General features: G+C 69.7%; 29 protein-coding genes and 1 tRNA gene. 13 read left to right on the top strand and 17 right to left on the bottom strand.

Annotation, left to right across the window (positions count from 1 at the left end; translation table 11 throughout):
* Positions 1-24: 24 nt before the first annotated feature.
* The gene (locus tag E1202_RS08650) at positions 25-972 is read left to right on the top strand and encodes an EamA family transporter (protein WP_132682052.1); all 948 of its coding nucleotides are present in this window, start codon (positions 25-27) and stop codon (positions 970-972) included.
* Here E1202_RS08650 and E1202_RS08645 read toward each other — a convergent pair whose 3' ends face one another.
* The 4 genes from E1202_RS08645 to E1202_RS08630 all read right to left on the bottom strand — a co-directional run bounded on the left by E1202_RS08645 (position 973) and on the right by E1202_RS08630 (position 3386).
* Positions 973-1452: a DUF1203 domain-containing protein gene (locus tag E1202_RS08645; protein WP_132682051.1), complete on the bottom strand. Its 480-nt coding sequence runs from the start codon at positions 1450-1452 to the stop codon at positions 973-975.
* Positions 1453-1510: 58 nt separating this feature from the next.
* A complete protein-coding gene (locus E1202_RS08640; protein WP_132682049.1) occupies positions 1511-1969 on the bottom strand; it encodes a TspO/MBR family protein in 459 nt (152 codons plus the stop codon).
* A 330-nt stretch (positions 1970-2299) separates the two neighbouring features.
* Positions 2300-2373: transfer RNA gene (locus tag E1202_RS08635), tRNA-Pro, on the bottom strand.
* Positions 2374-2423: 50 nt separating this feature from the next.
* A complete protein-coding gene (locus E1202_RS08630; RefSeq protein ID WP_132682047.1) occupies positions 2424-3386 on the bottom strand; it encodes a metallophosphoesterase in 963 nt (320 codons plus the stop codon).
* 69 nt (positions 3387-3455) lie between these two features.
* On the opposite strand from E1202_RS08630, the gene E1202_RS08625 reads away from it, so the two are divergent.
* Complete coding sequence (locus E1202_RS08625) at positions 3456-3926, top strand: GatB/YqeY domain-containing protein (protein ID WP_132682045.1); 471 nt, start codon at positions 3456-3458, stop codon at positions 3924-3926.
* Positions 3927-3935: 9 nt separating this feature from the next.
* On the opposite strand, the gene E1202_RS08620 is transcribed toward E1202_RS08625, so the two are convergent.
* Positions 3936-4721: a siderophore-interacting protein gene (locus tag E1202_RS08620; RefSeq protein ID WP_132682043.1), complete on the bottom strand. Its 786-nt coding sequence runs from the start codon at positions 4719-4721 to the stop codon at positions 3936-3938.
* 33 nt (positions 4722-4754) lie between these two features.
* Positions 4755-7163, bottom strand: coding sequence for a penicillin-binding protein (locus E1202_RS08615; protein ID WP_165943791.1), 2409 nt, complete (start codon positions 7161-7163; stop codon positions 4755-4757).
* 253 nt (positions 7164-7416) lie between these two features.
* Between E1202_RS08615 and E1202_RS08610 the strand changes: the two genes are divergently transcribed.
* On the top strand, positions 7417-7716 hold the full coding sequence (locus E1202_RS08610; protein WP_132678156.1) for a WhiB family transcriptional regulator: 300 nt from the start codon (positions 7417-7419) through the stop codon (positions 7714-7716).
* Between the two features lie 65 nt (positions 7717-7781).
* Here E1202_RS08610 and E1202_RS08605 read toward each other — a convergent pair whose 3' ends face one another.
* Both E1202_RS08605 and E1202_RS08600 read right to left on the bottom strand, forming a co-directional pair.
* Positions 7782-8921, bottom strand: a complete 1140-nt coding sequence (locus E1202_RS08605; protein ID WP_132682040.1) for an ArsA family ATPase — start codon at positions 8919-8921, stop codon at positions 7782-7784.
* Positions 8918-9919, bottom strand: a complete 1002-nt coding sequence (locus E1202_RS08600) for an ArsA-related P-loop ATPase (protein WP_132682038.1) — start codon at positions 9917-9919, stop codon at positions 8918-8920. Before E1202_RS08600 ends, E1202_RS08605 begins: the two co-directional genes overlap by 4 nt.
* 344 nt (positions 9920-10263) lie before the next feature.
* Here E1202_RS08600 and E1202_RS08595 point away from each other — a divergent pair, with 344 nt between their 5' ends.
* The 6 genes from E1202_RS08595 to E1202_RS08570 all read left to right on the top strand — a co-directional run bounded on the left by E1202_RS08595 (position 10264) and on the right by E1202_RS08570 (position 14596).
* Positions 10264-10422 carry a DUF4177 domain-containing protein gene (locus tag E1202_RS08595; protein ID WP_132623662.1) on the top strand — a complete coding sequence of 53 codons (159 nt, stop codon included), beginning with the start codon at positions 10264-10266 and terminating at the stop codon, positions 10420-10422.
* Position 10423: 1 nt separating this feature from the next.
* Complete coding sequence (locus E1202_RS08590; RefSeq protein ID WP_132678161.1) at positions 10424-10882, top strand: RidA family protein; 459 nt, start codon at positions 10424-10426, stop codon at positions 10880-10882.
* A gap of 344 nt (positions 10883-11226) precedes the next feature.
* A complete protein-coding gene (locus tag E1202_RS08585) occupies positions 11227-11841 on the top strand; it encodes a hypothetical protein (protein ID WP_132682037.1) in 615 nt (204 codons plus the stop codon).
* 26 nt (positions 11842-11867) lie between these two features.
* Complete coding sequence (locus tag E1202_RS08580; protein WP_235877872.1) at positions 11868-12926, top strand: hypothetical protein; 1059 nt, start codon at positions 11868-11870, stop codon at positions 12924-12926.
* 48 nt (positions 12927-12974) lie between these two features.
* Positions 12975-13787 carry an NUDIX hydrolase gene (locus E1202_RS08575; RefSeq protein WP_132682036.1) on the top strand — a complete coding sequence of 271 codons (813 nt, stop codon included), beginning with the start codon at positions 12975-12977 and terminating at the stop codon, positions 13785-13787.
* Positions 13787-14596 carry an MBL fold metallo-hydrolase gene (locus E1202_RS08570; protein WP_132682035.1) on the top strand — a complete coding sequence of 270 codons (810 nt, stop codon included), beginning with the start codon at positions 13787-13789 and terminating at the stop codon, positions 14594-14596. Before E1202_RS08575 ends, E1202_RS08570 begins: the two co-directional genes overlap by 1 nt.
* A 15-nt stretch (positions 14597-14611) precedes the next feature.
* Here E1202_RS08570 and E1202_RS08565 read toward each other — a convergent pair whose 3' ends face one another.
* From E1202_RS08565 to E1202_RS08535, 7 genes are all read right to left on the bottom strand, one after another.
* Positions 14612-15097 (bottom strand): Pycsar system effector family protein, encoded by a 486-nt coding sequence (locus E1202_RS08565; protein WP_132682034.1) that lies wholly within the window; start codon positions 15095-15097, stop codon positions 14612-14614.
* Positions 15098-15258: 161 nt separating this feature from the next.
* The gene (locus E1202_RS08560) at positions 15259-16125 is read right to left on the bottom strand and encodes a hypothetical protein (protein WP_132682033.1); all 867 of its coding nucleotides are present in this window, start codon (positions 16123-16125) and stop codon (positions 15259-15261) included.
* A 98-nt stretch (positions 16126-16223) separates the two neighbouring features.
* Positions 16224-16841: a Crp/Fnr family transcriptional regulator gene (locus E1202_RS08555; protein WP_132682032.1), complete on the bottom strand. Its 618-nt coding sequence runs from the start codon at positions 16839-16841 to the stop codon at positions 16224-16226.
* Between the two features lie 281 nt (positions 16842-17122).
* Positions 17123-18352, bottom strand: a complete 1230-nt coding sequence (locus tag E1202_RS08550; RefSeq protein ID WP_132682031.1) for an MFS transporter — start codon at positions 18350-18352, stop codon at positions 17123-17125.
* A gap of 365 nt (positions 18353-18717) precedes the next feature.
* Complete coding sequence (locus tag E1202_RS31335) at positions 18718-18969, bottom strand: hypothetical protein (protein WP_165943790.1); 252 nt, start codon at positions 18967-18969, stop codon at positions 18718-18720.
* Between the two features lie 207 nt (positions 18970-19176).
* Positions 19177-19851 carry a Crp/Fnr family transcriptional regulator gene (locus E1202_RS08540; RefSeq protein ID WP_093422841.1) on the bottom strand — a complete coding sequence of 225 codons (675 nt, stop codon included), beginning with the start codon at positions 19849-19851 and terminating at the stop codon, positions 19177-19179.
* 93 nt (positions 19852-19944) lie between these two features.
* A complete protein-coding gene (locus tag E1202_RS08535) occupies positions 19945-20199 on the bottom strand; it encodes a hypothetical protein (protein WP_029535541.1) in 255 nt (84 codons plus the stop codon).
* Between the two features lie 234 nt (positions 20200-20433).
* On the opposite strand from E1202_RS08535, the gene nth reads away from it, so the two are divergent.
* The 4 genes from nth to E1202_RS08515 all read left to right on the top strand — a co-directional run bounded on the left by nth (position 20434) and on the right by E1202_RS08515 (position 23778).
* Positions 20434-21171: an endonuclease III gene (nth, locus tag E1202_RS08530; protein WP_132682221.1), complete on the top strand. Its 738-nt coding sequence runs from the start codon at positions 20434-20436 to the stop codon at positions 21169-21171.
* Complete coding sequence (locus E1202_RS08525; protein WP_132682030.1) at positions 21168-21794, top strand: TlpA family protein disulfide reductase; 627 nt, start codon at positions 21168-21170, stop codon at positions 21792-21794. Before nth ends, E1202_RS08525 begins: the two co-directional genes overlap by 4 nt.
* Positions 21795-21838: 44 nt before the next feature.
* Positions 21839-22495 carry an NUDIX hydrolase gene (locus E1202_RS08520; protein WP_132682219.1) on the top strand — a complete coding sequence of 219 codons (657 nt, stop codon included), beginning with the start codon at positions 21839-21841 and terminating at the stop codon, positions 22493-22495.
* 98 nt (positions 22496-22593) lie between these two features.
* A complete protein-coding gene (locus E1202_RS08515; protein WP_132682029.1) occupies positions 22594-23778 on the top strand; it encodes a MarP family serine protease in 1185 nt (394 codons plus the stop codon).
* Between the two features lie 197 nt (positions 23779-23975).
* Here E1202_RS08515 and E1202_RS08510 read toward each other — a convergent pair whose 3' ends face one another.
* Together E1202_RS08510 and nhaA are read right to left on the bottom strand one after the other, a co-directional pair.
* Positions 23976-24476 carry a phage holin family protein gene (locus E1202_RS08510; protein WP_132682028.1) on the bottom strand — a complete coding sequence of 167 codons (501 nt, stop codon included), beginning with the start codon at positions 24474-24476 and terminating at the stop codon, positions 23976-23978.
* A 44-nt stretch (positions 24477-24520) separates the two neighbouring features.
* Entirely contained in the window at positions 24521-25774 is a 1254-nt protein-coding gene (nhaA, locus tag E1202_RS08505; RefSeq protein WP_268952309.1) for a Na+/H+ antiporter NhaA, read from the bottom strand.
* Positions 25775-26095 lie beyond the last annotated feature (321 nt).

Here is a 26095-nt window from a genome sequence, read left to right as displayed (position 1 = left end):
CCCCCATCCATAGCGTCATTTGCCATGACTCGATTAGCAGATGACAGCGCTGGTGTGCGCGCTCCTTCGAGGCTCGGCGGCGGGCTGCTGCTCGCACTGCTCTCGGCGGCCTCGTTCGGCATGGCGGGTGCGCTGGCGCGCGGTCTGCTCGAAGCCGGGTGGAGCCCGGGCGCGGTGGTGCTGGCGCGGCTGAGCGTCGGTGCGCTGGCCATGGCCCCGTTCGCGCTGATCGCGCTGCGCGGCAGGTGGTGGCTGCTTCGCGCGCAGGCCCGCCCGGTGCTGATCTACGGCGCCCTCGGCATGGCGGGCACGCAGTTCTGCTACTTCTCCGCGGTGAGCACGATGGACGTGGCTCCCGCGCTGCTCATCGAGTTCACGGCACCGGTGGCCATCGTGGGCTGGTTGTGGCTGCGGCGAGGCCAGCGGCCACGACCGCTGACGGTCCTGGGCGCGTGCTCGGCCATCGCCGGACTGGTGTTCGCACTGGACCTGGCCTCGGGCGCGGACATCGCGTGGACGGGCGCGGCGTGGGCGTTCGCGGCGATGATCGGCAACGCCGCGTACTTCCTGGTCTCGGGCGAGACCGACGGCGTCCTCCCGCCGGTCGCCCTTGCGGGCGCGGGCCTGGTCCTGTCCGCGATCGTCCTCGCGGTCCTCGGCGCGATCGGAGTCCTGCCCATGCACGCGAACTTCGACCCTGCCGTCTACGCGATCGGCGAAACCCCCTGGTGGGCACCGCTCGTGGCGCTCGGCGTGATCGCCGCCGCCATCGCCTACACGACGGGAACGGCGGCCACCCGACGTCTCGGTTCCCGCCTGGCCTCCTTCGTCGCCCTCATCGAGGTCGTCGCCAGCGCCCTGTTCGCCTGGCTTCTCCTCGACCAGCGACCGGGCCCGGCGGTGATCGTCGGCGGCCTGCTGATCATCACCGGAGTCGTCCTCGTCCGCCTCGGAGACCGCGACGCGGCCTGATCACCGCCGCACCTCGAACAGGAAGCACCCGAACTCCACCGCGCGGACGTGCACGAACGCCACGGCCGGATCCATCAGCAGGTCGGAAGCGGTCTGCTCGGAAAGCCCGGTCCTGCCGTCGCGCAGGCAGCCACCGAGGATCCGGCCCTCGCCGGAGTAGGCGCGCAGAACCCGCCGCGACCCGCGGATCTCCTCCGGCCAGCCCGGATCGTCCGGCCCGGCGCAGGTGTCCGCGTGGATGAACACCGGCCCGACCTCGTCGTAAGCCCCGGGCGCGACCCCGCTCTCGGCGGCCCACCGCCGCAGCGGCGCGTAGCTCACCAGGGCCACCCGCTCGCCGGCGCGCACCCGCCGCAGGCAGCACCGCAGCGGCGCGCCTCCGGCCTCATCGACGTACGGCTCGATCCCACGACCGGCGTCGTCGACGGTCCGCAGCTCGGCCAGGACTCCCTCGGCGATCGGCAGCACTCGAAGATCCATGCTCCGATCGTCGTCGCCGGAGGCACCCGAATCCGGCGGTAATCGGCCATCGCGCCGTTCAGGGGTTGCGGCGGGCGATCGCCGTCGACAGCGCGGTGGCGAAGGCGCACCACGCCACGTAGGGCGCCAGGGCGGCTCCGGCCCGCGCATCGGCTCGTGCCGCCCGCGCGAGCAGGTCGACCGAGCTCGCGGTCAGCGCAGCGGCCTCCGCCGCGGCCCACGAGGGACGCCGCGCGCCCCAGAAGACCCAGGTCCACCCGGCGTTGAGCAGCAGGTTCGCGGTCAGGGCGGGCACGAAACCAGAACGCCGGGGGAGCTCGGACAGCGCGACGGCCGAGGACACGGCGATGTCGGCGTACAGCGCGGTCCACACCGGCCCGAACACCTGCGGAGGCGGCTGCCACCGGGGCTTGCGCAACTCCCGGAACCACACGCCATCGGCATCCACCGCACTCGCCCCGACGACCGCAGCCGCCGTGACCGCAACCCCACTCCCCGCCAACGCACGCCACCGCATCCAGCGATTCTCACCCAACAACCACCAACCCGCTCCGCGCACGCCAGGCCACCGGCCTGGGGTGAGCGCCGCAGCGAGATCACGACCCGGCGGTGCGATGTCAGGCGATCATCAGCGATGACCGCCGCTGTGCCGTGGCCACCGGCGGGGGCGAGCGCGACGAGCACAGGCATCGGCTCCTGTAGGCCGAAATCGTTGCGACGCCGTGGGCTTTCGGAAGGTCAGCCGGGAGCGGGATCTTCTCCCCGGTCTCTCCCGCTGGACATCCGGGCATAGGAAAAGGGCCTGGTCGGAACTCCTTGTGGAGTCCTGACCAGGCCCTTTTCCTTGTCGGGGTGGCGGGATTTGAACCCACGACCTCTTCGACCCGAACGAAGCGCGCTCCCAAGCTGCGCCACACCCCGATCTCCAGCTCTGAGGCATCTCGGGTGCTCGCCTCAGCGCTGGATATAGCTTAGCGGATGCCCTCGCCCGCTCCGTACGGGGTCCTGCTTTCGGCGTTCTCCCTGGTCGCGGCCGGGTTTTCGGTCCGGGGCAGCAAGGTCAGCAGCGTCGCCTCCGGCGGGCACGCGAAGCGGACCGGGGCGTAGGGCGAAGTGCCCAGGCCGGCCGAGACGTGCAGGTGCATCCGCTCGCCCCACGTGGAGGCGCCGCGGGCGCGGGTGCGATCGATGTCGCAGTTGGTCGTCAGGGCGCCGTAGCCCGGCACGCGCAGCTGGCCGCCGTGGGTGTGCCCGGCCATCACCAGGTCGTAGCCGTCCTCGGCGAAGCTGTCCAGCACCCGGGGCTCGGGCGAGTGGGTGATGCCGAGCTTGAGGCCCGCGTCCGCCGGGGGTTGGCCCGCGATCTCCTCGTAGCGGTCCAGGTGCAGGTGCGGGTCGTCCAGGCCGGCGACGTGGATCTTCGTGCCGTTGACGTCGATGTCGTGGCGGCGGTGGGTGGCGTCGAGCCAGCCGTGCTCGGTCATCGCCGCGCGCAGGTCCCGCCACGGCAGCGGCTCACCGTGGATGCGCTTGGTCTTCGCCGAGGGCAGCAGGTAGCGGGCCGGGTTCTTCGGCTTCGGGCCGTAGTAGTCGTTGCTGCCGAAGATGAACACCCCGGGCTTGGACAGCAGCGGACCCATCGCGCGCAGCGCCGCCGGGACCGCCTGCGGGTGCGCGAGGTTGTCGCCGGTGTTGACCACGAAGTCGGGGTCGAGGTCGGCGAGCTCGGCGACCCAGCGCTGCTTCGACCGCTGGTTCGGCGTCATGTGCAGGTCAGAGATGTGCAGCACCCGCAGCGGGGGTGTGCCCTCGGTCAGGACCGGAACCGTCGCCTGGCGCAGCGTCCAGTGCCGCCGTTCGATGGCCGCCGAGTAGGTGAGCGTCGCGGCGCCGACCGCGCCCGCGCTGAGCAGAATCCGCCCGAACTTGTTCACCCTCACAAGCCTACGTCTCGACAGGGGTCGGCGGCCCGCCGCCCGCGTGCCTGGCGCGATAATCGGCGCATGGCAGAGCTCAAGGAAAAGCTGCGCGCGGACCTGTCCGCCGCGATGAAGCAACGCGACACCGCCGTCACCGGAGTCCTGCGCATGGCGCTGGCCGCCGTGGGCAAGGAGGAGGTGTCCGGCAAGCAGCAGCGGGAGCTCTCCGACGACGAGGTGCTCAAGGTGCTGTCGAAGGAGGCCAAGAAGCGCGACGAGGCGTCGGAGGCGTTCCGCTCGGCCGGTCGTGACGAGCAGGCCGACTCCGAAGCCTCCGAAGCCGAGATCCTGCGCCGCTACCTGCCCCAGCAGCTCTCCGACGACGAGCTGTCCTCGCTGGTCGCCGAGGCCATCGCCGAGGTCGAGGCCGAGTTGGGCGAGCGCCCGGGCATGAAGCAGATGGGCCAGGTCATGAAGGCCGCCAACGCCAAGGCCGCGGGCCGTGCCGAGGGCGGCAAGGTCGCCGGGATCGTCAAGGCCCAGCTCCAGGGCTGAGCCGCCGGCTCAGTCGTCGGAGGCGTTCTGGCGCCAGTAGGCGAGGGCGTAGAGGTGGCGGCGGTCTAGGCCGAGCTCGTGCTGGAAGTGCTCGCGCAGCTGGTGGACCGCCTCGGCCTCCGCACCGATCCACACGTAGGGGTCCGCGCCCAGGTCGGCGCCGCGGACGGCGTCGAGGAGCAGGGTGCCCTCGCCCGCCGGGGTGCCGTCGCGGTGGAGCCAGTGCCAGGTGACCTCGGCCGCCGAGTCGATCCGCTGCTCCTCGGATTGATCGGCGACCTCGGCGAAGACCCGCGCCCGGGCTCCGGCCGGCAGCTCTTCGAGGATCGCGGCGATCGCCGGCAGCGCCGTCTCGTCGCCGATCAGCACCAGCGGGTCCGCATCGGGATTCGGCTGGTAGGCCGGGCTGGGGCCGACCGTGACGATCTGGTCGCCCGGTTCGGCCTCCGACGCCCACTTGCTGCCCGGGCCGTCGTGGTCGTGGACCACGAAGTCGATCGCCAGCTCCAGCCGCTCGGCGTCGAAGCTGCGGACCGTGTAGGTGCGCTGGCGGGGCTGCTCGTCGCGGGGGAGGGCGAAGACCTCCTCGCGGGTGCGGCCCAGCGGCATCGGCTTGCCCGGTTGCGGCAGGCAGAGCTTGATCCGCTGGTCGCTGCCGTTGCTGACGAAGTCGGCCAGCTCGTTCCCGCCGAGGACCAGCCGCACCACGCGCGGCGTGATCCGCTCGGTCGACCGCACCTCCACCAGGCGGTAGCGGGACCGGGCACGTCGGGTGCTCGCCTGCGCTCTCGTCACGCAGGCGAGTTTACGAAAACCCGATTCACCCGGTCACCGGCCCGGCGGTGAACCCGGTGGGCCGCCCGGTCGTTGCCCCGGCGGTGCCGGTGGCTCACCCGCGACCGGCGGCGGGGTCTCCGTCGGCTTGGGCCGTTCCGTCGACGGCGGCGGCACGTAACCGGTGCTCACCGACAGCGTCACCGTCTCGCCCGGCAGCGCGAAGCCGCGCGGCGTCTGGCTGGTCACCGTGCCCTTCTTGCGCTGGCTGTTCACCGAGCGCTCCGAGACCTTGTAACCGGCCTTCTCCAGGGTTTCCTTGGCGCGCTCGTCGGTCAGGCCGACCACGTTGGGCACGTGGAACTCGTCGCCGCCGTTCTCGTAGCGGTCGGTGGTCGGTGGCAGCGGAGCGACCGGCAGTCCCTCGTGGATCACGTTCATCGCGTCGAACCAGGTCCGCGCGGGGACCTTGCCGCCGTAGATGTTGCCGCCGTTGGCGCCGCAGAGCCGTGGCGGGTCGCTGTCGCAGATGCCCTGCGGCGACGTGCCGTCGCTGAAGGTCAGCACCGAACCCGCGTACTGCGGTGTCGCGCCGAGGAACCCGGCCGACTGGTGGGCCTCGGTGGTACCGGTCTTGGACGCCACCGGACGGGTCCAGCCCGCGCCGCTGGCCGCCGCAGCAGCCGTGCCGCCGCCGGTGTCGTCCTTGCTCATCCCGACCGCCATGGCGTTGGCCAGCGGCTCATCGACGGCCTGCTCGCACGGATCTTCGGTGATCGACACCGGATTGCCGTTGCGGTCCTGGATCTGCTCGATCGGCGTCGGCGGGCACCAGGTGCCGCCGCTCATGATCGTGGCCCCGACGTTGCTGAGCTCCAGCGGACTGGTCGGCGCGAACCCGAGCGTGAACGCACCCATGTTTTTCTGCTTCATGAACTCCGCCTGCGACAAGCCGCCGGAGCCGTTGGGCGTGACCGGATCACCGGTGGCGGTGTTGTGCAGCAGCGTCTGCCGCATGCCCAGCCGGACCGCCATGTCCACCGTGGAATTCAGCCCGGCCCGCTCCTGCAGCGCGACGAACGCGGTGTTCGGCGAGGTCGCCAGCGCCATCTGCAGCGTGCGCGGTCCCGGCGCGACGCCTTCGGCGTTGCCGACCGTGTAGGGCCGGGAACCGTTGCGGTAGACCTGCGAGGTGTAGGACCCGGGCGACTGGATGGTGTTGTAGATCCCCATCCCCTTCTCCAGCGCCGCCGCTGCCGTGAACACCTTGTAGATCGACCCGGCACCGAACTTCGCCACCCCGCTGGGCAGCGCGTAGGAGGTCTGGCCCTTCGACGCGTCGATGCCGAAGTCGCGGTTGGCGACCAGCGCGCGGACCTTGTGCTTGTCCTTGCCGGGCTCGACGACGCTCATCACGTTCGCGATGCCCTTGGTCGTCTTCGGCACGCCGCGCTCGGCGGCGGCCTTGGCGGCGTCGGTGGCGCGCTTGTCCATCGACGTGTGGATCGTGTAACCGCCGGTCTTGAGCTGCTCCTCGGTGAACCCGGCGCGCTCGAGGTAGTCGATGACGTAGCGGCAGAAGAACCCGTCGGACGGGCCGGCTCCGACGCAGCCGTTGGGGATGTTCTGCAGCGGGGTGACCAGGCCGAGCGGTGCGTTGCGGGCCTCGTTGGCGGCTTCCGGGGTGATCCGGCGCTGGTCCTCCATCGCCTTGATCACCAGGTTGCGCCGCTCGAGCGCCTCCTCGGGGTTGCTCTCCGGGTTCAGCGCGCTGGGGCTGTTGACCATGCCCGCCAGCAGGGCCGACTGGGCGATGGTCAGCTTGTCCGGCGTGGTGCCGAAGTAGGTGCGCGCGGCGGCGGCGATCCCGTGCGCCTGGTTGCCGTAGGGCACGACGTTGAGGTACCGGGCGAGGATCTGCTCCTTGCTGAGCTGCTTCTCCACCTGCAGCGCGATGCGGATCTCCCGCAGCTTGCGGCCGGGGGTCTGCTCGATCGCCTTGGCCTGCTTGACCGGGTCGTCGGCGGCCACCACGTGCACCAGGTAGTTCTTCACGTACTGCTGGGTGAGGGTGGAACCGCCCTGCGCGATCTCGCCGGACATCTGGTTGGTCACGGCGGCGCGCGCGGTGCCTGCCCAGTCCACCCCGTGGTGGTCGAAGAACCGCCGGTCCTCGATGGCCACGATCGCCGCCTTCATCGTGTCGGCGATCTGGTCCGGAGCGGCGGGCGTCCGATCTTGGTTGAACAGGTAGGCGATCGGCCTCCGATCCTTGTCTGTGATCGTCGTCACAAGTGGCGGTTCCTTGGTCATCATGTCCGTGGAAATGCTGTTGACGGCGTCTCCAGCACGGTTGGAGACCACTCCGAGTGACCCCGCAGCCGGGAAGAGCAACCCCGCGACCAACACGCCAGCCAGCACACACAGACCGAAAAGCTTCAACAAGCCGTCTCGGGCACGCACGCACCCACCGTAAATCGCACACGAGCCGTGACGGAGCGTTACGCCCCAAGTCCATCCGATGTAGTGAGCGTGAAAGATAACGGGACGACAACCGTCGGTTGGTTGTGGAACCGCTGGGCTCTACAGTCCGTCTACGTCCAGCGACAGCACTGTTGTGGTTCGGCTCCCGACTTCCGAACCACGGCATCCGGTGCCGGGGGGCTCCGGACGAAATACAGTCGCCGACGATCCAGTGAGGAGCTGGGGGAACTCTATGTTCGAGCAGGGGGACTGGCGGGTTAACGCCGCATGTCGAGACCAGAACCCGGATCAATTGTTCGTCCGCGGGGCTGAGCAGCGCAAAGCGCGAATGGTTTGTTTTGGCTGCCCAGTGCGGACGGAGTGCCTCAGCGAGGCGCTAGACAACAAGATCGAATTCGGTGTGTGGGGTGGAATGACCGAACGCGAACGCCGGGCGCTGCTGCGCCGTCGTCCGGATGTTCGTAACTGGCGCGAATTGCTTGAGGCAGCGCGTCAGGATTACTCCGATATCGCCGAGTTTCAGGTGAGCTGATCCCCGAAAAATGATCAGGCCGGGCGTGAACGTTGAAAACGTTAATGCCCGGCCTGATTTTTGGATTATTCCCCGGCGAGCCGCCGGCCGATCTCCCGCAAACCGGCCAAATCGTGCACATCGGACGGCAAAGCCGGTACACCGACGAGTGACACCTCCGGGTGCGCTCGGGTGAACCGTGCGAGCATCCGCTTCTCCCGGTCGGCGATCGCCACGCGGTCCGCGTGCACTCGCAGCACCGCCGCCGCCAGCGGGGCCGAACCGCCGGCCTCGATCTCGTCGGCCACCGCCGCGGCGCGGTTGCCCGCCAGCTCGGCGACCACCGGGTGCGTCCGGTTGGCGACCAGTCCGACCAGCGGCATCGATTCCCCGGCCAGCCGCTCCACGAAGTAGGACGCCTCCCGCAGCGCGTCCGGCTCCGGCGCGGCGACCACCAGGAACGCCGTTCCCGGCGAGCGCAGCAGGCGGTAGGTCTGCTCGGCGCGCTGCCGGAAGCCGCCGAAGGTCGAGTCGAAGGCCTGCACGAAGTTCGCTGCGTCGTTGAGCAGCTGCCCGCCGATGATCGTCGAGACGGCCTTGGCGAACATGCCGAACGAGGCTCCGACGATCTTGCGCAGCCCGCGCCCGCCCGCGCGCGCGGGACTGGACAGCATCTTGATGAGCCGCCCGTCCAGCACGGTCGACAACCGCTGCGGCGCGTCCAGGAAGTCCAGCGCGGAACGGCTGGGCGGGGTGTCGACGACGATCAGGTCCCATTCGCCGGAGGCGGCGAGCTGCCCGAGCTTCTCCATCGCCATGTACTCCTGCGTTCCGGAGAACGAGGTCGAAATGGTCTGGTAGAAGGGGTTGTTCAGGATCTGCTCGGCTCGTTCCGGCCCGGCGTGCATCTGCACCATGTCGTCGAAGGTGCGGCGCATGTCCAGCATCATCGCGTTCAGGTCGCCTGCGGGCTCGAAGCCCTCCAGCGACACCTGCTTGGGCGTGTTGCCGAGTTCCCGCAGGCCCAGCGCTTGGGCGAGTCGCCGGGCGGGGTCGATGGTGAGCACCACCGTCTTGCGCCCGCGCTCGGCGGCCCGCACCGAAAGCGCCGCCGCCGTGGTCGTCTTGCCGACGCCGCCGGAGCCGCAGCAGACGACGACGTGGGTGTCGGGGTCGTCCAGCAGGGCGTCGACGTCGACCTGGGACGGCCGCAGCGGTTCGCTCATCGGTGGCTCCGGATGCCGTGTTCGGTGAATATCTCGGCGAGCTCGTAGAGCTCGGCGACGTCGATCCCCGCGGTGAGGTCCGGCAGCGAGACGGTGGGCAGATCGGTGGCGGCGAGCTGGGCGCGCGCGGCGTCCTCGGCCCGGTGCCGGATGGCGTGCTCGATCGTCTCGTGGACCAGCCCGTCGAGGGTGTCGTCATCGACCTTCAGCCCGGCGGATTCGAGGCCGGCGCGCACCCGGTCGGCGTCGACGCGGCCGTCGGCGGCGGCCGACACCGATCGCGCGGGCAGCCTGCCGGGGCGGACCCGGTTGAGCACGACCGCTCCCGGCCGCAGGTCGGCGGCGTCGAGCTCCTCGACGGCTTCGAGGGTTTCGCGCACCGGGAGCTCTTCGAGCAGCGTGACGACGTGGACCACGGTGTCGGCGGAGTGGACCAGGCGCACCACGCCGTCGCTGTGGTCGCGGATCGGCCCGACCTTGGCGAGGTCGGCCATGGCGCGGGTGACGTCGAGGAACTTCACCACCCGCCCGGTCGGCGGGGCGTCCACGACGACCGCGTCGTAGACGTAGCGGCCCCGTTCGTCGGTGCGACCGACGCACTCCTTGATCTTGCCGGTGAACAGCACGTCCCGGAGCCCGGGCGCGAGCGTGGTGGCGAACTCGATGGCGCCCATCTTGCGCAGCGTCCGGCCGGCGAACCCGAGGTTGTAGAACATCGACAGGTACTCCAGCAGCGCAGGCTCGGCGTCGATGGCCAGCGCCCGCAGCTCACCGCCACCGGGAGCCGCGGCGATCCACTCCTCGGAGTAGGGCAGCGGTGCGCTGTCGAAGAGCTGCGCGATGCCCTGCCGCCCCTCGACCTCGATGAGCAGCACCTTCTTGCCGCCGGTGGCCAGCGCCAGCGCGAGCGCGGCGGCGACCGTGGTCTTCCCGGTCCCGCCCTTCCCGCTGACCACGTGCAACCGCGCCTGGTTCAGCTCCCCGTCCCATGAGGTCACGCGATCAGCGTAAGTCCCCGTTTCCAGAAATGTCTCCGCACCTGTGACCGCCGTCGTCCAACCCACCACGGTCAGGCAAGCGCCGAAGGTGCTTTCTCCTCACCCCACCTGAGCAACCGGCACCGCCGCGGCTCTGAGCGGTGCTGTGGCGAGCACGCCTCGACGCCGTGTATTGGACGTACATCAGTCGTGGCGCGCGGAGTCCACAGCGCCGCTCAGGTTCCGCTTCTGGCACCGCCGAGCACAACGACCACAGAGCCTTGTCACTACGACCTGACTACCGGCCGAGGCGGACACGACTGCCACCCAAGACGACCAGCACCACAGGAATTAGGCTCAACCCCATGCAGAAGTGGGAGTACGCCACCGTTCCGTTGTTGAGTCACGCGACCAAGCAGATCCTCGACCAGTGGGGCGAGGACGGTTGGGAGCTCGTCGCCGTGCTGCCGGGTCCGACCGGTGAGCAGATGGTGGCTTACCTGAAGCGGCCGAAGGAGGCCTGACATGGGTCGGTGGACGGATCGCCTGGCGGAGCTGGGCATTCCGCTGCCCGAGGTCGTCAAGCCCGTGGCGGCTTACGTGCCTGCCGTGCGGACGGGTTCGCTGGTGTTCACCGCGGGCCAGATCCCGATGGTGGCCGGTTCGCCGGCGGGCCTGGGCAAGGTGGGTGCTGAGGTCAGCGCCGAGGAGGCCCAGCAGCACGCCCGGATCTGCGCGCTGAACGCGCTGGCCGCGGTCGATTCGCTGGTCGGACTGGACTCGATCGTCCGAGTGGTCAAGGTCGTCGGTTTCGTGGCCTCCGCTGAGGGCTTCACCGGGCAACCCGGTGTGGTCAACGGTGCTTCGGAGCTGCTGGGCGAGGTCTTCGGCGAGGCGGGGCAGCACGCTCGCTCGGCCGTGGGTGTCGCGGAGCTGCCGCTCGGCGTGCCGGTCGAGGTCGAGTTGGTCGTCGAGGTCGAGTGAAGTCGGCATTTCGGACCTGATGCGCGGCGTCGCCCTACACGGGGTGACGCCGCGTTTTCGTTCCGTGAGCGCGACGTGTTCGCCCGGAGCGGAGTCGTGATTTTTTCGGTGGTGGGCATCCGGAGGCCGACTACGACAAGTACGCTGCGACCATCCTCGATCTTCGTTCGCCAGATCTGGTGTAGCCCAGATGGGGGGTGTTGATTCCAACGCGTTGCGTTTGGGTCGTTCAGGTGATTGTTCGACCCGGTCAGTAGCGCCAAAGTTCACCTGGAAGGGTGCAGCTGCGTTCGGGGGAGCGGCGGCTGGATCCGGAACCGGAGTACTAGGCATGGAGGGGCGCCGTGGCAGTGCGTGAAACCGATCTGCTGTGCCACGAACTGTTGCTTCGGTTGGCCGGCAGGCTGCCCGACCGGCACCTGTGGCGATACCGCGACTGGCTGGCAGGCGGTGCCGCCGAGGTCGTGGCGAGGCTTCTGCCGGGCACGCTGGTCCGCGAGCGCATCGCGCTCGACGACGACGAGCACCGGCTGCTCTCGGACGCGCTGCTGCCGCTGGGCGCCGACCCGGCGATGGTCAACGCGATCCTGCCCGCGGTCGTGGACACCACGCCGCACTACTCGTTCACCACCGAACGCCCGGCCGAGAACGTCGGCGACTCGGCGGTGCTGGTGCTCGGCGCGACGCTGCGCGGCCGCGCCGGTGTGCGCGAGGTGCGCAACACCTGGCGGCGCCGCGACTCGGGCGCCCCGAAGCTCGTCGTGCTGGTGTCCGCGTCGGACGACTGCGTCGAGCTCGCCGGGGAGATCCAGCGGGTGCTGCGGGCGCTCGGCGATTCCGCGCCCTGCGTCGAGGTCGTGCCCAAGGACCTGGAACCCACCCCGTACCACCGGATGGCGATCGAAGAGTCGGCGCTGGTGTGCGTGGGAGCTGAAGAATTCGCCGGTCGCCGCGGCTGAGCGGTCGGCAGCTAAAGGAGGCATTCGTGGTGGACGTTGCAGAGGCCGCCGGACCGGTCGACCGGCTGCACAGCCTCTTGCTGGCCATGACCGGGCGCGTCGATGACGACGGCATCGACGGCGCTCGCGAGCTGCTCGGCATGGGCTTGCCCGATGCCGGTGCGGAGTACCTGGCCGGGTGCCTGCTGGCCGGGCAGATCGAGGTGACCGCCGCGGAGCAGTACCACCTGCGCCGGGTGCTCGACGAGACGCGGTCCAACCGCCAGCTCGCCGACCGGCTCAAGGTGGTCGAGTCGCTGCTGCCGGAGAGCCACAAGTTCAGCGCCCCGCACACCGACGACACCGATCTCGAGCTCGCGCTCAAGCAGATCGGCGGACGTCTTGCCGGTCTGCGAGGCATGTGGATCACCGGCCGGACCACGCCCGCGGGCACCAGCTACGGGGCGGTGCCGCAGGGCGTTCTGCTGGCCGAGGTCGGCCCCGACGGTTCGGGTCCCGCTGTCGCCTTCCAGCTCGTCTCGGCCCTGCGCCGGGCCGGTCTTCGCTACGCGGTCGACGTCTTCGCCACCGGCGCCGACCTGCCCGAGTACCACCGCGACGCGCTGTCGACGGCTCGGCGCGTGCGGTTAGAGGTAGCGCCCGTGGAGAGGGCGGCTCCTCCGGCTGTTCCGCTCCCCGAGCAGGTCGTCGAGCGCAGACAAGCCGAAGAGCCCCCGGCTCCACCACCGCCCGCGCAGCCGGCCCCGGTGGAAGAACCCCGGCCGGAGGGGGTGTCGCACGCTGTGGCCGAGCCGCAGCACGAGTTTCCCGGTGAGCCACCCGAGGACGCACACCCCGAGACAGCGGCCGAGCAGACGGGTGTGATGATGCGCGTCCCCGCCGCGGTCGACGCCAAGTTGACCGATCGGGAGCGCAACCTGCTGCGCAAGCTGCACGAGGAGCTCGCGCACCGCGAGCAGGACGGGCCGGCCAAGCGCCAGCCCAAGGCCGAGGACGGCCGGACCTCCACCATGCCCGGCGGCACCGGTGGGTTCCCGCCGATCTCGGCGAACCAGCAGGTGTACACCTCGCAGCAGCAGCGCTGATCCCTCAGACGGTGTTCGACCGCCGGTCGCCGACATAGGGTGGCGGGCATGGATCGTTCGCTGCCAACGGGATTCGTGCCGGAGGACCGGCCGGACAAGCCCGTGCGCCCCAAGGACGCGGCCACCGTGATGCTGCTGCGCGACGGCCCTTCGGGACCTGAGGTGTTCCTGCAGCGCAGGGTGAAGGGCATGGCCTTCGCGGGCGGGATGACGGTGTTCCCCGGAGGCGGTGTCGACCAGCGCGACGCGGACGCCTCCGTCGCCTGGAGCGGACCGGGGCCCGAGTGGTGGGCGCAGCGCTTCGGCTGCACGCCGGAGGTGGCCCGCGCGCTGGTGTGCGCGGCGGTCCGGGAGACGTTCGAGGAGTCGGGCGTGCTGCTGGCCGGACCCGATTCGTCGACGGTCGTCGAGGACACCGGCGGCTATTCCGCAGCCCGCCAGGCCCTGGTGACCAGGGACGTCTCGCTCGCCGGCTTCCTCGCCGAGGAAGGTCTGGTGCTGCGCGCCGATCTGCTGCGCCCGTGGGCGAACTGGCTGACGCCCGAGCAGGAGCCGCGCCGCTACGACACGAGGTTCTTCCTGGCCGCGATGCCGGCCGGGCAACGCGCGGACGCCATCACCACCGAGGCCGCCGAGGCCTACTGGGCGACGCCGCAGCAGGCGCTGAGCGACTTCCGCGAGGGCCGCTGCCACCTGCTCCCGCCGACCGAGGTCACGCTCACCGAGCTCGCCGAGGCCGACGACCTCGCGGCCGCGCTGAGCGCCGAGCGGACGCTGAACAAGATCATGCCGAAGCTGATCGAGCGCAACGGTCGCTGGCACGCGGTGCTGCCCGGCGAGCCCGGATTCGAGGAGGCGTGATGCAGCACCCCGCCTACGGCGAGCTCCGCCCGGTCACCTCCTACGCGTCGGTGCTGCTGGCCGACAACCCGAACCCGATGACGCTCGACGGCACCAACACGTGGGTGCTGCGCGACCCGGACTCGCGCGAGTGCGTGGTCATCGACCCGGGCCCGGACGACGCCGTGCACCTGAGCCGGGTCGCCGGCCACGGGCCGGTGTCGCTGGTGCTGCTCACCCACCACCACGAGGACCACACCGCGGGCGTGGCGGATTTCGTGCAGCGCACCGGGGCTCCGGTGCGCGCGCTCGACCCGACGTTGTGCCACGACGCCGAGCCGATCACCGACGGGGAGCCGATCGACGCGGCGGGCCTGCAGCTGCGGGTGCTGGCCACGGCGGGCCACACCGCGGACTCGGTCTGCTTCGTCGCCGAGCACGACGAACCGGCGGTGTTCACCGGCGACAGCATCCTGGGCCGAGGCACCACGGTCGTCGCTCACCCCGACGGCCACCTGGGCTCCTACCTGGACTCGCTGCGCAAGATCGCGTCCCTGCCGCCGGGCGTCCGCGCGCTGCCGGGCCACGGCCCGGAACTCGACGACGCCCGCGCGGCGGCCGAGCACTACCTCGACCACCGCAGGCAACGCCTCGCCCAGGTCCGCCAGGCCCTCGGCGACCTCGGCCCCGGAGCCACCCCGCGCCAGGTGGTCGAACTCGTCTACGCCGACGTCGACCCCGCCGTCTGGCCCGCAGCAGACCTCACGGTCCAAGCCCAACTCACCTACCTCGAGGACCGCGAAGACCTCCGACGGGGAGATATCGGTTGATACAGCACACGTCGCTCAGATGAGCAGGGCGGTCAACGCCGAGCTCGGCAACGCGCAGCTGAGGAGATATATCGCCCACCGCACCGTCCGGAGCTTTCGTTCGGCGATGCGGCTGTTCTCCCAGAGCTGTTCGAGGACCAGTTTCCGCAATCGGGCTTCTTGATGTAGTGCTCCTTGGATTGCCTTGCGGAACGTTCGTGAGCTGGGGTATCGATCGGCAATGTGTCTGAAGTAGAGGGAGGGGCCATGTCCCCGAGTAGCTCGTAGGCGGGGGACGAAGGCGTGCAACGCGAGCAGGGCACTCGTGCCGACCAGGGCGAGACTGGCCACCGCAAACCCGGCTCGCCACGGGTCTTCGGGCCAGTTCGCCGGCGGCGGGAAGCCGCGCAGCAGCAGCCCGCCCAACACCCCTGCTCCTGTGGTTGTGGCGGCCGCCTTCGCGTCGGCGACCTTGATCCATTCGTTGACCTGTTGCAACGCCTTCCAGGCATCCTCGGTCACCGTGTCAGTTTCGGGGGGTCTGCTCGTCATCGTTGGATTTGGCGAGAAAGCGAGCGATCGCGCTGACAGCGTCACCCAGCTGTTGGGTGAGGCGGGCGAACTCCCGCTGCCAGTCATTGAAATCTCCTGGAGGTCCATCGACGGGCCACTGAGTTCCGGGCTCATCTGGGCGGTCCAGCCGCCCCTTGATGCCGAAGGTCGAGCTCGCTGCGTTGACCGCGCTGCAGAAGATGTTCACAGCGATGGCCTGTGGGTTCGCCGGTGCGTGCGCGTGGGTGTCGGTCTCGGATTCGTGTTGCGTTGGCCGGGGCTCTCCAGATGACATCCAGGCTCCTCGGCTCTAGCGCAGAACGCCGAAGTTGGCGAAGTTTGCGTGGACAGGGGCCGCAGAACCTGTTGACGACGAAGGTTTGAGGAAAAGAGGTGGGTGAAGCGGGCGCCGAGGGGATCGCACGCGTGATCGGAACGTAGAGCCAGGCGTGCTCGTTGAACTCCTTGTCCCTCACTGCGATCGGCTGCATGTCCTCCGGTACGAGCGCGGTGTGACCGTGTTGAACGATGTCCTGGTAGATGCGGTCGGACAAGGCGACGACCAGGTCGGTATCAGTGATGTCGGCCAGAGCTCGGCGCAGCGGCTCGCAGTCGCGGATCCGGTGCACGACCACAGCGCCCTGGCCGGAGTAGCCGTTGCAGGCCGGGATCGCAACGCCGACATGGATCGCCAACCGCAGCCGAAGCCGAGCTTCGGGCTTGAAATCCTTGTTGTGGCGAGTGAGGGCACGCGCCAATTCGCGGACGAAGTCGTCGACGACCACGGTTTCGGGCTGGTCATCGGGTAGGACGGCGAACTCTCCGTCACCCTGCGGCTGCCGATCCCAACGGCTGCGGTCGAGTCCGCAGCGCTGCGCTGCGAAGTCGAGCACGGCGTGCAGGCCCTTCTGGATGGCATGCTGCCGTTGGTCATCCTGGCTGCCGTACTTCTCAGCGTCTACGGCTAGGCAGAGTCGGCGGCGAACTAGTTCCGTCATCACTCAAAAGCCCCTTTCACGTAGCCGGGAGACACAGTCAGCTACGTAAAGGAGATGTTGCTACGACATAGGGATGAAGAAGACGCACTAGTGCGGCTTCAGCTCTCCTTTTTTGCGACTCTCTGTAATTCAGGGCGGTTTGTGATGGTTACTTTCCGGTAGCCTTGGGTGATCGCCCCGATTCGATCGAGCTCCTTGAGCGCGTCCTGGGTGACTCGCTTCCCGGCTCCGGCGAGTTGTGCGAGCTCTTCCTGCCCTAGCGGTATCTCGTACCGATCGAGTTCGCGGAGACCGCCGTAGGACTCCGCGATCTGCTCCAGGACCCGCGCTACGCGCGTTTTCGCGTCGTGGTTCGAGAAGTCGAGACGGCGTTCGTCGGCCCACCGGAGCCGGTGTCCGAGGACCTGCAACAGCTTCAAGGTCACCGACGAGTGCTCGCGCAGGAGGTTGGCGAAGAGGGTCGCTTCGATCCGTCTCGCGCGAACATGGCCGAACGCCGTGACATCCGCATACCGGAGTCGGTGTTCGAGCACGCCCATTTCGCCGAGGAGGTCGCCGCCGAACCGCAAGGCCAGCAGAGTCAGGTCGCCGTTCGTGTCCCGAACGGTCACCTTGGCGACTCCGCTGAGCAGCAGCACAACATGGGATGGGCAGTCGCCTTGCGCCAGAATCGTGTCGCCCGGCTGGTAGCTCTTTGGTGCACCGAGCTCGCTCACCAGGGAGCGGCCACGTTGATCGAGCGAACCGAGCAGAGTGTGCGCAGGCCAATGTGCAACTTCAAGCACCGGCGGTCGGTCGTGGACGACCGTCCTCCTCCCCAGGGCGTTCGGATGTGTCAACACCGTGCCGCCGGTTTGGCACCGCAGCACCGTTTCATGGTGTTCCGACGGTATTCATCCGCGTCACCGCTGATTGTGTAATCGAAACGAGGCCACCCGTTCGGACTCACGCCTGCTCGGGCGCGAGAACGTATCTGACGCTGTTCGGCGCAGCCGGATCAGCTGCCGGCGAGGGTGAGGTTGGTCCGGGTGGGGAGGAGGGTGTTGCGGCGGACGTAGAGGACCGCGGCGAGGGCGGCTCCTGCTGCTCCGGCGACCAGGAACGCGGTCGGGGGCCCGGCGAGCTCGACGAGCTGACCGCTGACGGACTGGCCGATGGCCGAGCCCAGCGTCACCGAGGTGACCACCCAGCCGAACGCCTCCGCGGCCGTGCCGGGTGGGGCCGCGAACTCGACCGCGACCGAGTGGGCCGTCGACTGCGGGGTGATCAGGCAGCCCGCGACCAGCAGCATCAGTGCCAGGCCCAGCAGCGTCGTCGGGAGGGCGAGCAGCGCGACCAGGCCCGCGAAGCCCAGCAGCAGCGCGGGCAACCGCAGGTGCATCGGCCGCGGCCAGGGGTGCACGCCGTAGACCACGCCGACCGCGACCGAACTGACCGAGGCGAGGCTCATCAGCAGCCCGCCCATCGTGGGCTGACCCGCGTCGACGGCGGCGGCCGGGACGGCGACCTCGATGAAGCCGATCACCATGCCGAAGCCCAGCGCGGCCAGCGCGACCGTGCGCATCCCCGGGGCCGCGATCGCTCCCAGCATCGCGCCCGCGTGCTCGCTCGGGTCCGGTCGCTGCGTGCGGGCCGCGCGCGTCGAGGCGAAGCCGACGCTGCCCAGGACCATGCACGCCGAGCCGACCACGACGCCGGTGCCCGCCCACGGCATCGCCACCAGCAGGCCCGCCAGGCCCGGTCCGAGGATGAAGAAGACCTCGAGGCTGATCGCCTCGTAGGAGAACGCCGCCTCGCGGACGCGGCCGGCCGGCAGCAGGTGCCCCCACAGGGCGCGCGAGGCCGAACCGATGTTGGGCTGCAGCAGGCCCATCGCGAACGCCCCCGCCACCACCAGCGGTGTCGAGGCGCCCAGCTCGATCGCGGCCAGCGTCGCCACCACCGAGGCCGTGAACAGCGCTGAGGTGATGTACAGCGGCTTCGACGGGCCGATCCGGTCGACGATCCTGCCCTGCACGACCGAGCCCATCGCCACGCCGATCAGCTCGGCGGCCGAGACCGCTCCCGCGATCGCGAACGACGAGCTCTCCCGCTGCATGTACAGCAGCAGGGCCATGCCGATCATCGCGATCGGCAACCGGCCCAGCAGCGAGGTCACGACGGGCGTGCGGGCTCCGGGGGTGGTCAGGGCGGCGCGGTAGTCGGCCAGCGACGTGGATGTGGACACGCGTACCAGTATGCCGATTGTGGTACGCCGGTACCAACCTGTTTTTCGCCTGCTAGGTGCTGGCTGAGTGACGTTCGTTACTCAGAACGGGTGATGTGTGCAACCGTCCCCTCGGGACGCACGTCTTGGTTGGTGAAAGGGGGTTGCTGGACAGCACGGACTTCCAGCATCTTCGAAGGGGAGACAACTCCACACAGACGCCTCCGGTGCCGAGGATTCGGGGCCGAAGCATCGGGGGATCGGGGAAGCGTGGTTAGTCGTCGGGGGACGAACCACGCGAAATGTGAAGGGGCTGGAGCGCCACGTCGGGGGTGGCGCCCAGCCCCTTCACATGCACCAGCTCATCGGGCGGTGCGCAGAAGCGGTCAGCAGCCTCCGCCGCCTCCTCCGCCGTCGCCCCCTCCGGAGCCTCCGCCGCCGTCACCGCCGGAGCCGCCGCCGTCGAAGCCGCCCCAGCCGCCGTCGTGGCTGCTGGTGATGCCGACGAACGAGCCGCCGGTCCGCTTGCGGCGACGGCCGTCGATCCGGTTCGACTTGCTCATCGCGGTCCGCACCGTCATCAGGAATACGACCACCAGGACCGCCGCCACCAGCGCGATCACCATCGCGGAATTCATCCCCAGTCCCCTTTCGCCTCTGCGTCCGACCGTTGGACGTGGCGGGGGTGACGTGCGTTGCGCTCGAGGCTCAACGTGAAATTCACGGACGCGCTCCGACCGGGCCGCGCGCACGCAAAGGACGCGCGTCGGCTGAAGAACCCGGGAAGGAGCCCCGGACTCTTCGGCCGACGCGCGTCAGCTTCGCGATATGTGTGACGTCGCCGCTCAGCGAGCGCGGCGGGCCAAGCGCTCCGGATCCAGGATCAGCACGCTCTTGCCCTCGAGACGCAGCCAGCCGCGGTGCGCGAAGTCCGCGAGCGCCTTGTTCACGGTCTCCCGCGAGGCGCCGACGTACTGCGCGATCTCTTCCTGCGTCAGGTCGTGGGTGACCCGAAGCAGACCCGCTTCCTGGCTGCCGAAGCGCTGCGCGAGCTGCAGCAGCGCCTTGGCGACGCGTCCCGGGACGTCGGTGAAGATCAGGTCGGCGAGCATGCCGTTCGTGCGGCGCAGGCGGCGAGCCACCACGCGCAGCAGCTGTTCGGCGATCTCCGGGCGAGTGGCGATCCACTGCCGCAGAGCGCCGCGGTCCATGCTCAACGCGCGCACCTCGGTGACCGTGGTCGCGGTCGAAGTCCGCGGCCCGGGGTCGAAGATGGACAGCTCGCCGAACATGTCCGACGGCCCCATGATCGCCAGCAGGTTCTCCCTGCCGTCCGGGGATTTGCGTCCGAGCTTCACCTTGCCGGACTGAATGATGTAGAGCCGGTCACCCGGCTCGCCCTCGGCGAAAATCACGTGTCCGCGCGGGAACTCGATCGGTTCCAGCGACTGTGCCAGTGCCTCCGCCGCGGCCGGCTCCACGCCTTGGAAGATGCCGGCTCGGGCCAGGGTCTCGTCCACCTCGTCCCTCCATGTTGAGACGCGGCGGCTGTCTGTGGTGCCGGACCCGCGTCAGCGTGTCTGGCGATGTGCCGCCGATCACTACCAGTGATTCTAAGACTGGTCGCGCGAACGGCGAGTACGCAGCCTACCGGCGCGTCCCACCCTGCGTAGCTGGAAAAGCTCCAGCGCACGTCCAATACCTTGCCGGAACAGCGCCCGCACCTCATCAGGCCGGGCGTTCTCCAGCAACTCCTCCACCTCGTTCTCTTGCACCGCCACATGCCGCAGGCGGGCTTCCACGCGCTCCATGAAGAGCGTGAAGAACATGATCACGAGCGGTACGACGATGACGAACCAGGCAGCCATCATGGTGTGAATCCTCGCTCATACCTTCGACGCCGGTTCACCCGGGGGTCGATTCGCAGGGCCGGTGACAGTACCGCCACTTTCCGTGTCCGTGCTCCTCCGTAGTCTGGTGGGGTGCCGGAGCCTGCCCGAAACACCCGCGCCAAGTCCGCTGGACCATCTCCTGACCAGGTCGTATCCCGGTCCAGGAAGAAGGAGGAGACCCGGTTGGGGCTCGTCCGGCGAGCGAGGCGCATGCTGCGCGCCCTCGACGAAGCCTATCCGGACGCGCATTGCGAGCTTGATTTCAACACGCCCCTGGAGCTGGCGGTCGCGACCATCCTGTCCGCCCAGTGCACCGACAAGCGGGTCAACGAGGTCACGCCCGCGCTGTTCCGCCGGTACCCGACGGCCGAGGCCTACGCCGGAGCCGAGCGGACCGAGCTGGAGGAGATGATCCGGTCCACCGGCTTCTACCGGAACAAGGCGTCGTCGCTGATGGGGCTGGGCGCCGCGCTCGTCGACAAGCACGGCGGCGAGGTCCCGCGGAAGCTCGACCAGCTGGTCAAGCTGCCCGGGATCGGGCGCAAGACCGCCAACGTGATCCTCGGCAACGCCTTCGACGTCCCGGGCATCACCGTGGACACCCACTTCGGACGCCTGGTGCGCCGGTGGGGCTGGACCGAGCTGGAGGACGCGGTCAAGGTCGAGCACGCGATCGGCGAGCTGATCCCCCGCAAGGAGTGGACGATGCTGTCGCACCGGGTGATCTTCCACGGCCGCCGGGTCTGCCACTCCCGCAAACCGGCCTGCGGCGCGTGCCTGCTGGCCAAGGACTGCCCCTCCTACGGCGCCGGTCCGATCGACCACGTGGAGGCCGCGAAGCTGGTCAGGGGTCCGGAGACGCCGCGACTGCTGGAGCTGGCGGGCATCGTCGACGAGGTCCCGGACAAGACCATCGAGAGCCAGGCGGCCAAGGAGCCGGTGGCGTGAACCTCCGTGCCTACCGGTCCGAGATCCAGTGGACCGTGGTGGTCGTCGTGCTCGCCGTCCTCGCGGCGGTCGCGCTCTGGCCGCGCGACCACGAGCAGCAGGGCCCCACCGCGGCGCCACCACCACCGGCGGAGCGCATCGATCCGCAGCAGCGCGCCGCCGCCGCGCTGCAGCCGTGCCCGGCCGGGACCGGCGGACCCGCCGAACTGGCCGGCACGACGTTGCAGTGCCTGGCCGACGGGCAGCCCGTCGACCTGGCCGCGGCCGCCTCGGGTGGACCGACGCTGATCAACCTCTGGGCCACCTGGTGCGTTCCGTGCCGCACCGAGCTGCCCGCGCTGCAGGCCTACAGCACCGAGCCCGGAGCCGTCCGGGTGCTGGGAGTGCAGGTCGACAGCGGCGCGGCGGAAGGTCTTGACCTACTGCGCGCGCTCGGCGTTCACTTCCCGAACGTGCATGACGGCGACAACCGCGCGCGGGCTGCGCTGCGGTCTCCCAACGTGCTGCCGGTCAGCTACGTGGTGACCGCCTCCGGCGAGGTCCGGCGCATCGATCCACCGGTCGCGTTCGAATCCCCGCACGAGGTTCGGGCCGCCGTCGAACGAACCCTGGGGGGTCAGTGAGCGACAACGGACCGCTGGTCGATCCTGCTGACCTGCCCGAATGGATGCGGACGCTGGTCAAGCGCACCGCCGACCTCGACCCCGGGCACTTCGGCTGGCCGAAGGACGCGCCGCCGTCCTCCGCCCGCGCCGCCGCGGTGCTGATCCTGCTCGGCGAAGGCGAGCAGGGGCCCGAGGTGCTGCTGCTGCGCCGCGCCGACGGGCTCAACTCGCACCCCGGTCAGGTTGCCTTCCCGGGAGGCGCGCTCGACGATGTCGATTCCGGCCCGGTGGACGCCGCGCTGCGTGAGGCCGTCGAGGAGGTGGGGGTGCGGGTCGAGGGCGTCCGGCCCGTCGCGACCCTGCCGGAACTGCACGTTCCGCACAGCGGGTTCCGGGTGACCCCGGTGCTCGCGCACTGGGTCGAGCCGTCGCCGGTCGCGGCGGTCGACCCGGGTGAGACCGCGGCCGTGGCCCGGGTGCCGATCTCCTGGCTCACCGACCCCGAGAACCGGGTGAGGGTGCGGCTGACCAGCGGAATGGCCGGTCCGGCGTTCCTGGTCCCGGGCATGCTCGTCTGGGGCTTCACCGGCGGGCTGCTGGCCGGACTGCTGGAACTGGCCGGTTGGTCGCGCAGCTGGAACCGGGCTGACGTGCGCGAGCTGGACGAGGCCTGGCGGGCGGCCGAGGAGTCCGACGACATCGGCCTGGGGCGTTCCTGAGGGGTGGCGAAGACCTCCTTGGAAGCCCGGCTTGGCCGTTCTGTTGTCGAACCATGAGACGGTGGTGCGGCTGATCGTCCATCGCGAGGGGTGAGTGGGTGAACTGGGTCGACCTGCTGGTGGTGCTGCTGGCACTGCTCGCCGCGGTCTCCGGGGCTCGGAGCGGTCTGGTCACCGCGCTGCTGTCCTTCGTGGGCGTGTTCGTCGGAGCCGTGGTGGGGCTGAAGGTGGCGCCGCTGCTGCTGGACACCCTGGACAGCCCGGTCGCCCGGCTGGCCTTCGGCGTCGGCATCGTGGTCCTGCTGGTCGCCTTCGGTGAGACCTTCGGGATGTGGGCCGGCCGCGAGCTGCGGGACCGGATCACCTCGCCACGGATAGCAGGGGTCGACAACGCGCTGGGCTCGGTGCTGCAGTTCATCGCCGTGCTGGTGGTGGCCTGGCTGGTGGCGCTGCCGTTCACCTCGGCGACCGCGCTGCCCGGTCTGGCGGCGGCGTTGAGCCGTTCGCAGGTGCTCGGCGCGGTCAACTCGGTGATGCCCCCGCAGGCCAGGGCGCTGCCCAACGACCTGCGCAAGATGCTCGGCATGTCGGGCTTCCCGGAGGCCCTGGAGCCGTTCTCGGAGACCCCGGTCGCCGAGATCGCACCGCCCGACCCGGCGCTGGCCGGCAGCGACGTGGTGCGCAACGCGCAGCTCAGCGTGGTCAAGATCCGCGGCAGGGCGACGTCCTGCGCCCGTGCGCTGGAGGGCACCGGTTTCGTCGTGGCGCCGCACCGGGTGATGACCAACGCGCACGTCGTGGCGGGCACCGACCGGGTGGCCATCGAGATCGGTCGCGGCGACTTCGACGCCGAGGTCGTGATGTACAAGCCGGACGTCGATTTGGCGATCCTGGAGGTCCCGGACCTCGACGCCGAGGCGATGACGTTCGCGTCGCAGTCGGCTCACCCCGGTGACGACACGATCGCCCTCGGCTATCCGCTCGACGGGCCCTACACGGCTTCGGCCGGTCGCATCCGGGAGCGCATCCGGTTGCGCGGTCCGGACATCTACGACAACGCGACCGTGGTCCGCGACGTCTACACGGTGCGCGGGCGGGTGCAGAGCGGCAACTCCGGTGGACCGCTGATCAACCCCGAGGGGGACGTGGTCGGTGTCGTCTTCGGCGCCGCCGTCGACGACCCGGAGACGGGTTTCGCCCTCACGGCCGACGAGGTCGCCGACGAGGTGGAGGCGGCTCCGCAGCTGCGCACCCCGGTCTCCACGGGCAACTGCACGAACTGATCCGGGAGCGGGAGTTCGCCCGGGGGCGGTCTTGGCCCGAACCGTCCACGATCGATGTCCTTTTTGTCCGGACAGTTCGGACCGGAACGCCCGCCGACGAGGTTCCCGCACTCCGGAGCAGGGCCCCGAGGTGCGAAAAACCGCGACGGACCTGGGTCCGCCGCGGTTTTTCGACGTGGGTGTGAGCGCCCGATCCGTCAGCCCTGGGCAGGCTCCTCGGCCTGGCGGCGCTTGGTGATGTTCTTGGTCTCCTTGAGGGAGGCCATCGTGCGCTTCGGCGCGCGGAGCTTGCGGACCTTCAGGTAGCCGAGCAGCCCGAAGAGACCGGCGACCAGCAGCATCGCCAGGAAGACGATGCCGAACGCGGCCCAGCGCCACAGGCCGAGCGCGTGCAGGCCCTCCGCGGCGGTGAAGAACAGGAAGAACAGGCTGAAGCCCAGCACGCACAGCGCCAGGATGAAGAAGACGCTGCCCTTGAGCGCCTTCTTGACCTCACCGGCGATCTCGGACTTGGCGAGCTCCACCTCGGAGCGGACCAGCGTGGACAGGTGAGTCGTTGCGTCTTTGACCAACGCGCCGATGGACTGCCCGTCGGGAGCTGTGCCCTCCTCGGACAACGGGATGGAGTTGACCGAACTCCACTCCGCACCTTCGCGGCTGCCGTTGGTGCTCTTCTGGGCGCTGTTCACGCGAACCATCGTGCCACGGGAGATCACACCCTCGCCCAGCGACTCGCGATGCGTTACCCGTGAGTGACATTCCCACCGGGCTCATCAGCGGCTTCACCGTTGAGCTTGCGCCCCCTGCGGAGCAGTACCGCGGCGGCCAGCAGCGAGGCGATCGCGGAGGCGATGAGCACCGCGGCCTTGGCGCGCTCGGCGGCCGCGCCCTCCAGCGCGAGTTCGGTGATGAGCAGGCTGACCGTGAACCCGACGCCGCCGAGCATCGCCAGCGCGCCCATGTCCGTCCAGGACACCGAGCTCGGTTTGTCGCCGATGCGCAGCTTCACCGCGATGAACGAGGTGACGAAGATGCCGACGAACTTGCCGACCACCAGGCCGACCATCACGCCGATCGCCACCCGGTCCTCGAACATCGAGGTCAGCGCCTCGCCGTCGACGGGGACCCCGGCCGCGAAGAACGCGAACACCGGCACCACCAGGCCCGCCGACCACGGCTGCAACCGGTGTTCCAGCCGCATCGCCGGGGACGCCCCCTCGTCGGGGTCGGTGCGGACGCGGGTGAGCAGGCCCAGCGCGACGCCGGCGATCGTGGCGTGGATGCCGCAGCTGTGCACCGCGATCCAGGTCGCGATGGCCAGCGGGACGTAGATCCACGGCGAGCGGATGCGCTTGTGCTGCAGGAACCAGTACAGCGCGCACAGCGCGACGGCGGCCAGCAGCGCCAGCAGGTTCAGGCCGGAGGTGAACACGACGGCGATCACGATGATGCCGCCTAGGTCGTCGACCACGGCCAGGCTGAGCAGGAACACGCGGGCTGCGGTCGGCATCCAGGACCCGGTCAGCGCGAGGACGCCGAGCGCGAAGGCGATGTCGGTGGCCACCGGGATCGCCCACGCGGTCTCGTGACCGGGGGCGCCGACGCTGACCGCGAACGCCAACCCTGCGGGCACGACCATCCCGCCGACCGCGGCGATCACCGGCAGCAGCGCGCTGCGGATGTTGGACAGCTCGCCGATCACCAGCTCGCGCTTGAGCTCCAGACCGGCGACGAAGAAGAAGATCGCGAGCAGGCCGTCCTTGGCCCACTCGCCGATGCTGAGGTCGAGGTGCAGCAGGTGCGGCCCGACCTCGAAGTCGCGGATCGCGGTGTAGAAGGCGCTCGCGGGGGAGTTCGCCAGCAGCAGCGCGATGGCCGCGGCGGCGAGCAGCACCATGCCACCGACGGTCTCGGTGCGCAGGTAGGCCCCGAAGTCGAAGGTGCGGGCGCGGTTGCGGGCGTCGGACAAAGCGGCTCCGTTCGTGGACAGCACGATTCCGTCGCCGACCAGACTTCCCGGCACACCAGTAGCCGAGCCTAACATCCGTTCGGACGATCACTTGCCCGTTCAATCACCTCCGCACTGCTGTATCTGCAGCTCAGGGAAGGTGCGCAAAAAAATGGGAGGGCGCCCGCGCGATGCGGACGCCCTCCCGCGAACTGCGTGGACGATCAGTCGTCGCCGGACTTGAGGCCCTGGGAGATGAGGTCCATGACGGAGGAGTCGGCGAGCGTGGAGACGTCGCCGACTTCGCGGTTCTCGGCGACGTCGCGCAGCAGGCGGCGCATGATCTTGCCGGAGCGGGTCTTGGGCAGT

The organism is Saccharopolyspora karakumensis (genome assembly GCF_004349225.1).
Taxonomy (GTDB): Bacteria; Actinomycetota; Actinomycetes; order Mycobacteriales; family Pseudonocardiaceae; genus Saccharopolyspora; species Saccharopolyspora endophytica.
This window is presented reverse-complemented; position numbering and strand designations above follow the sequence as displayed.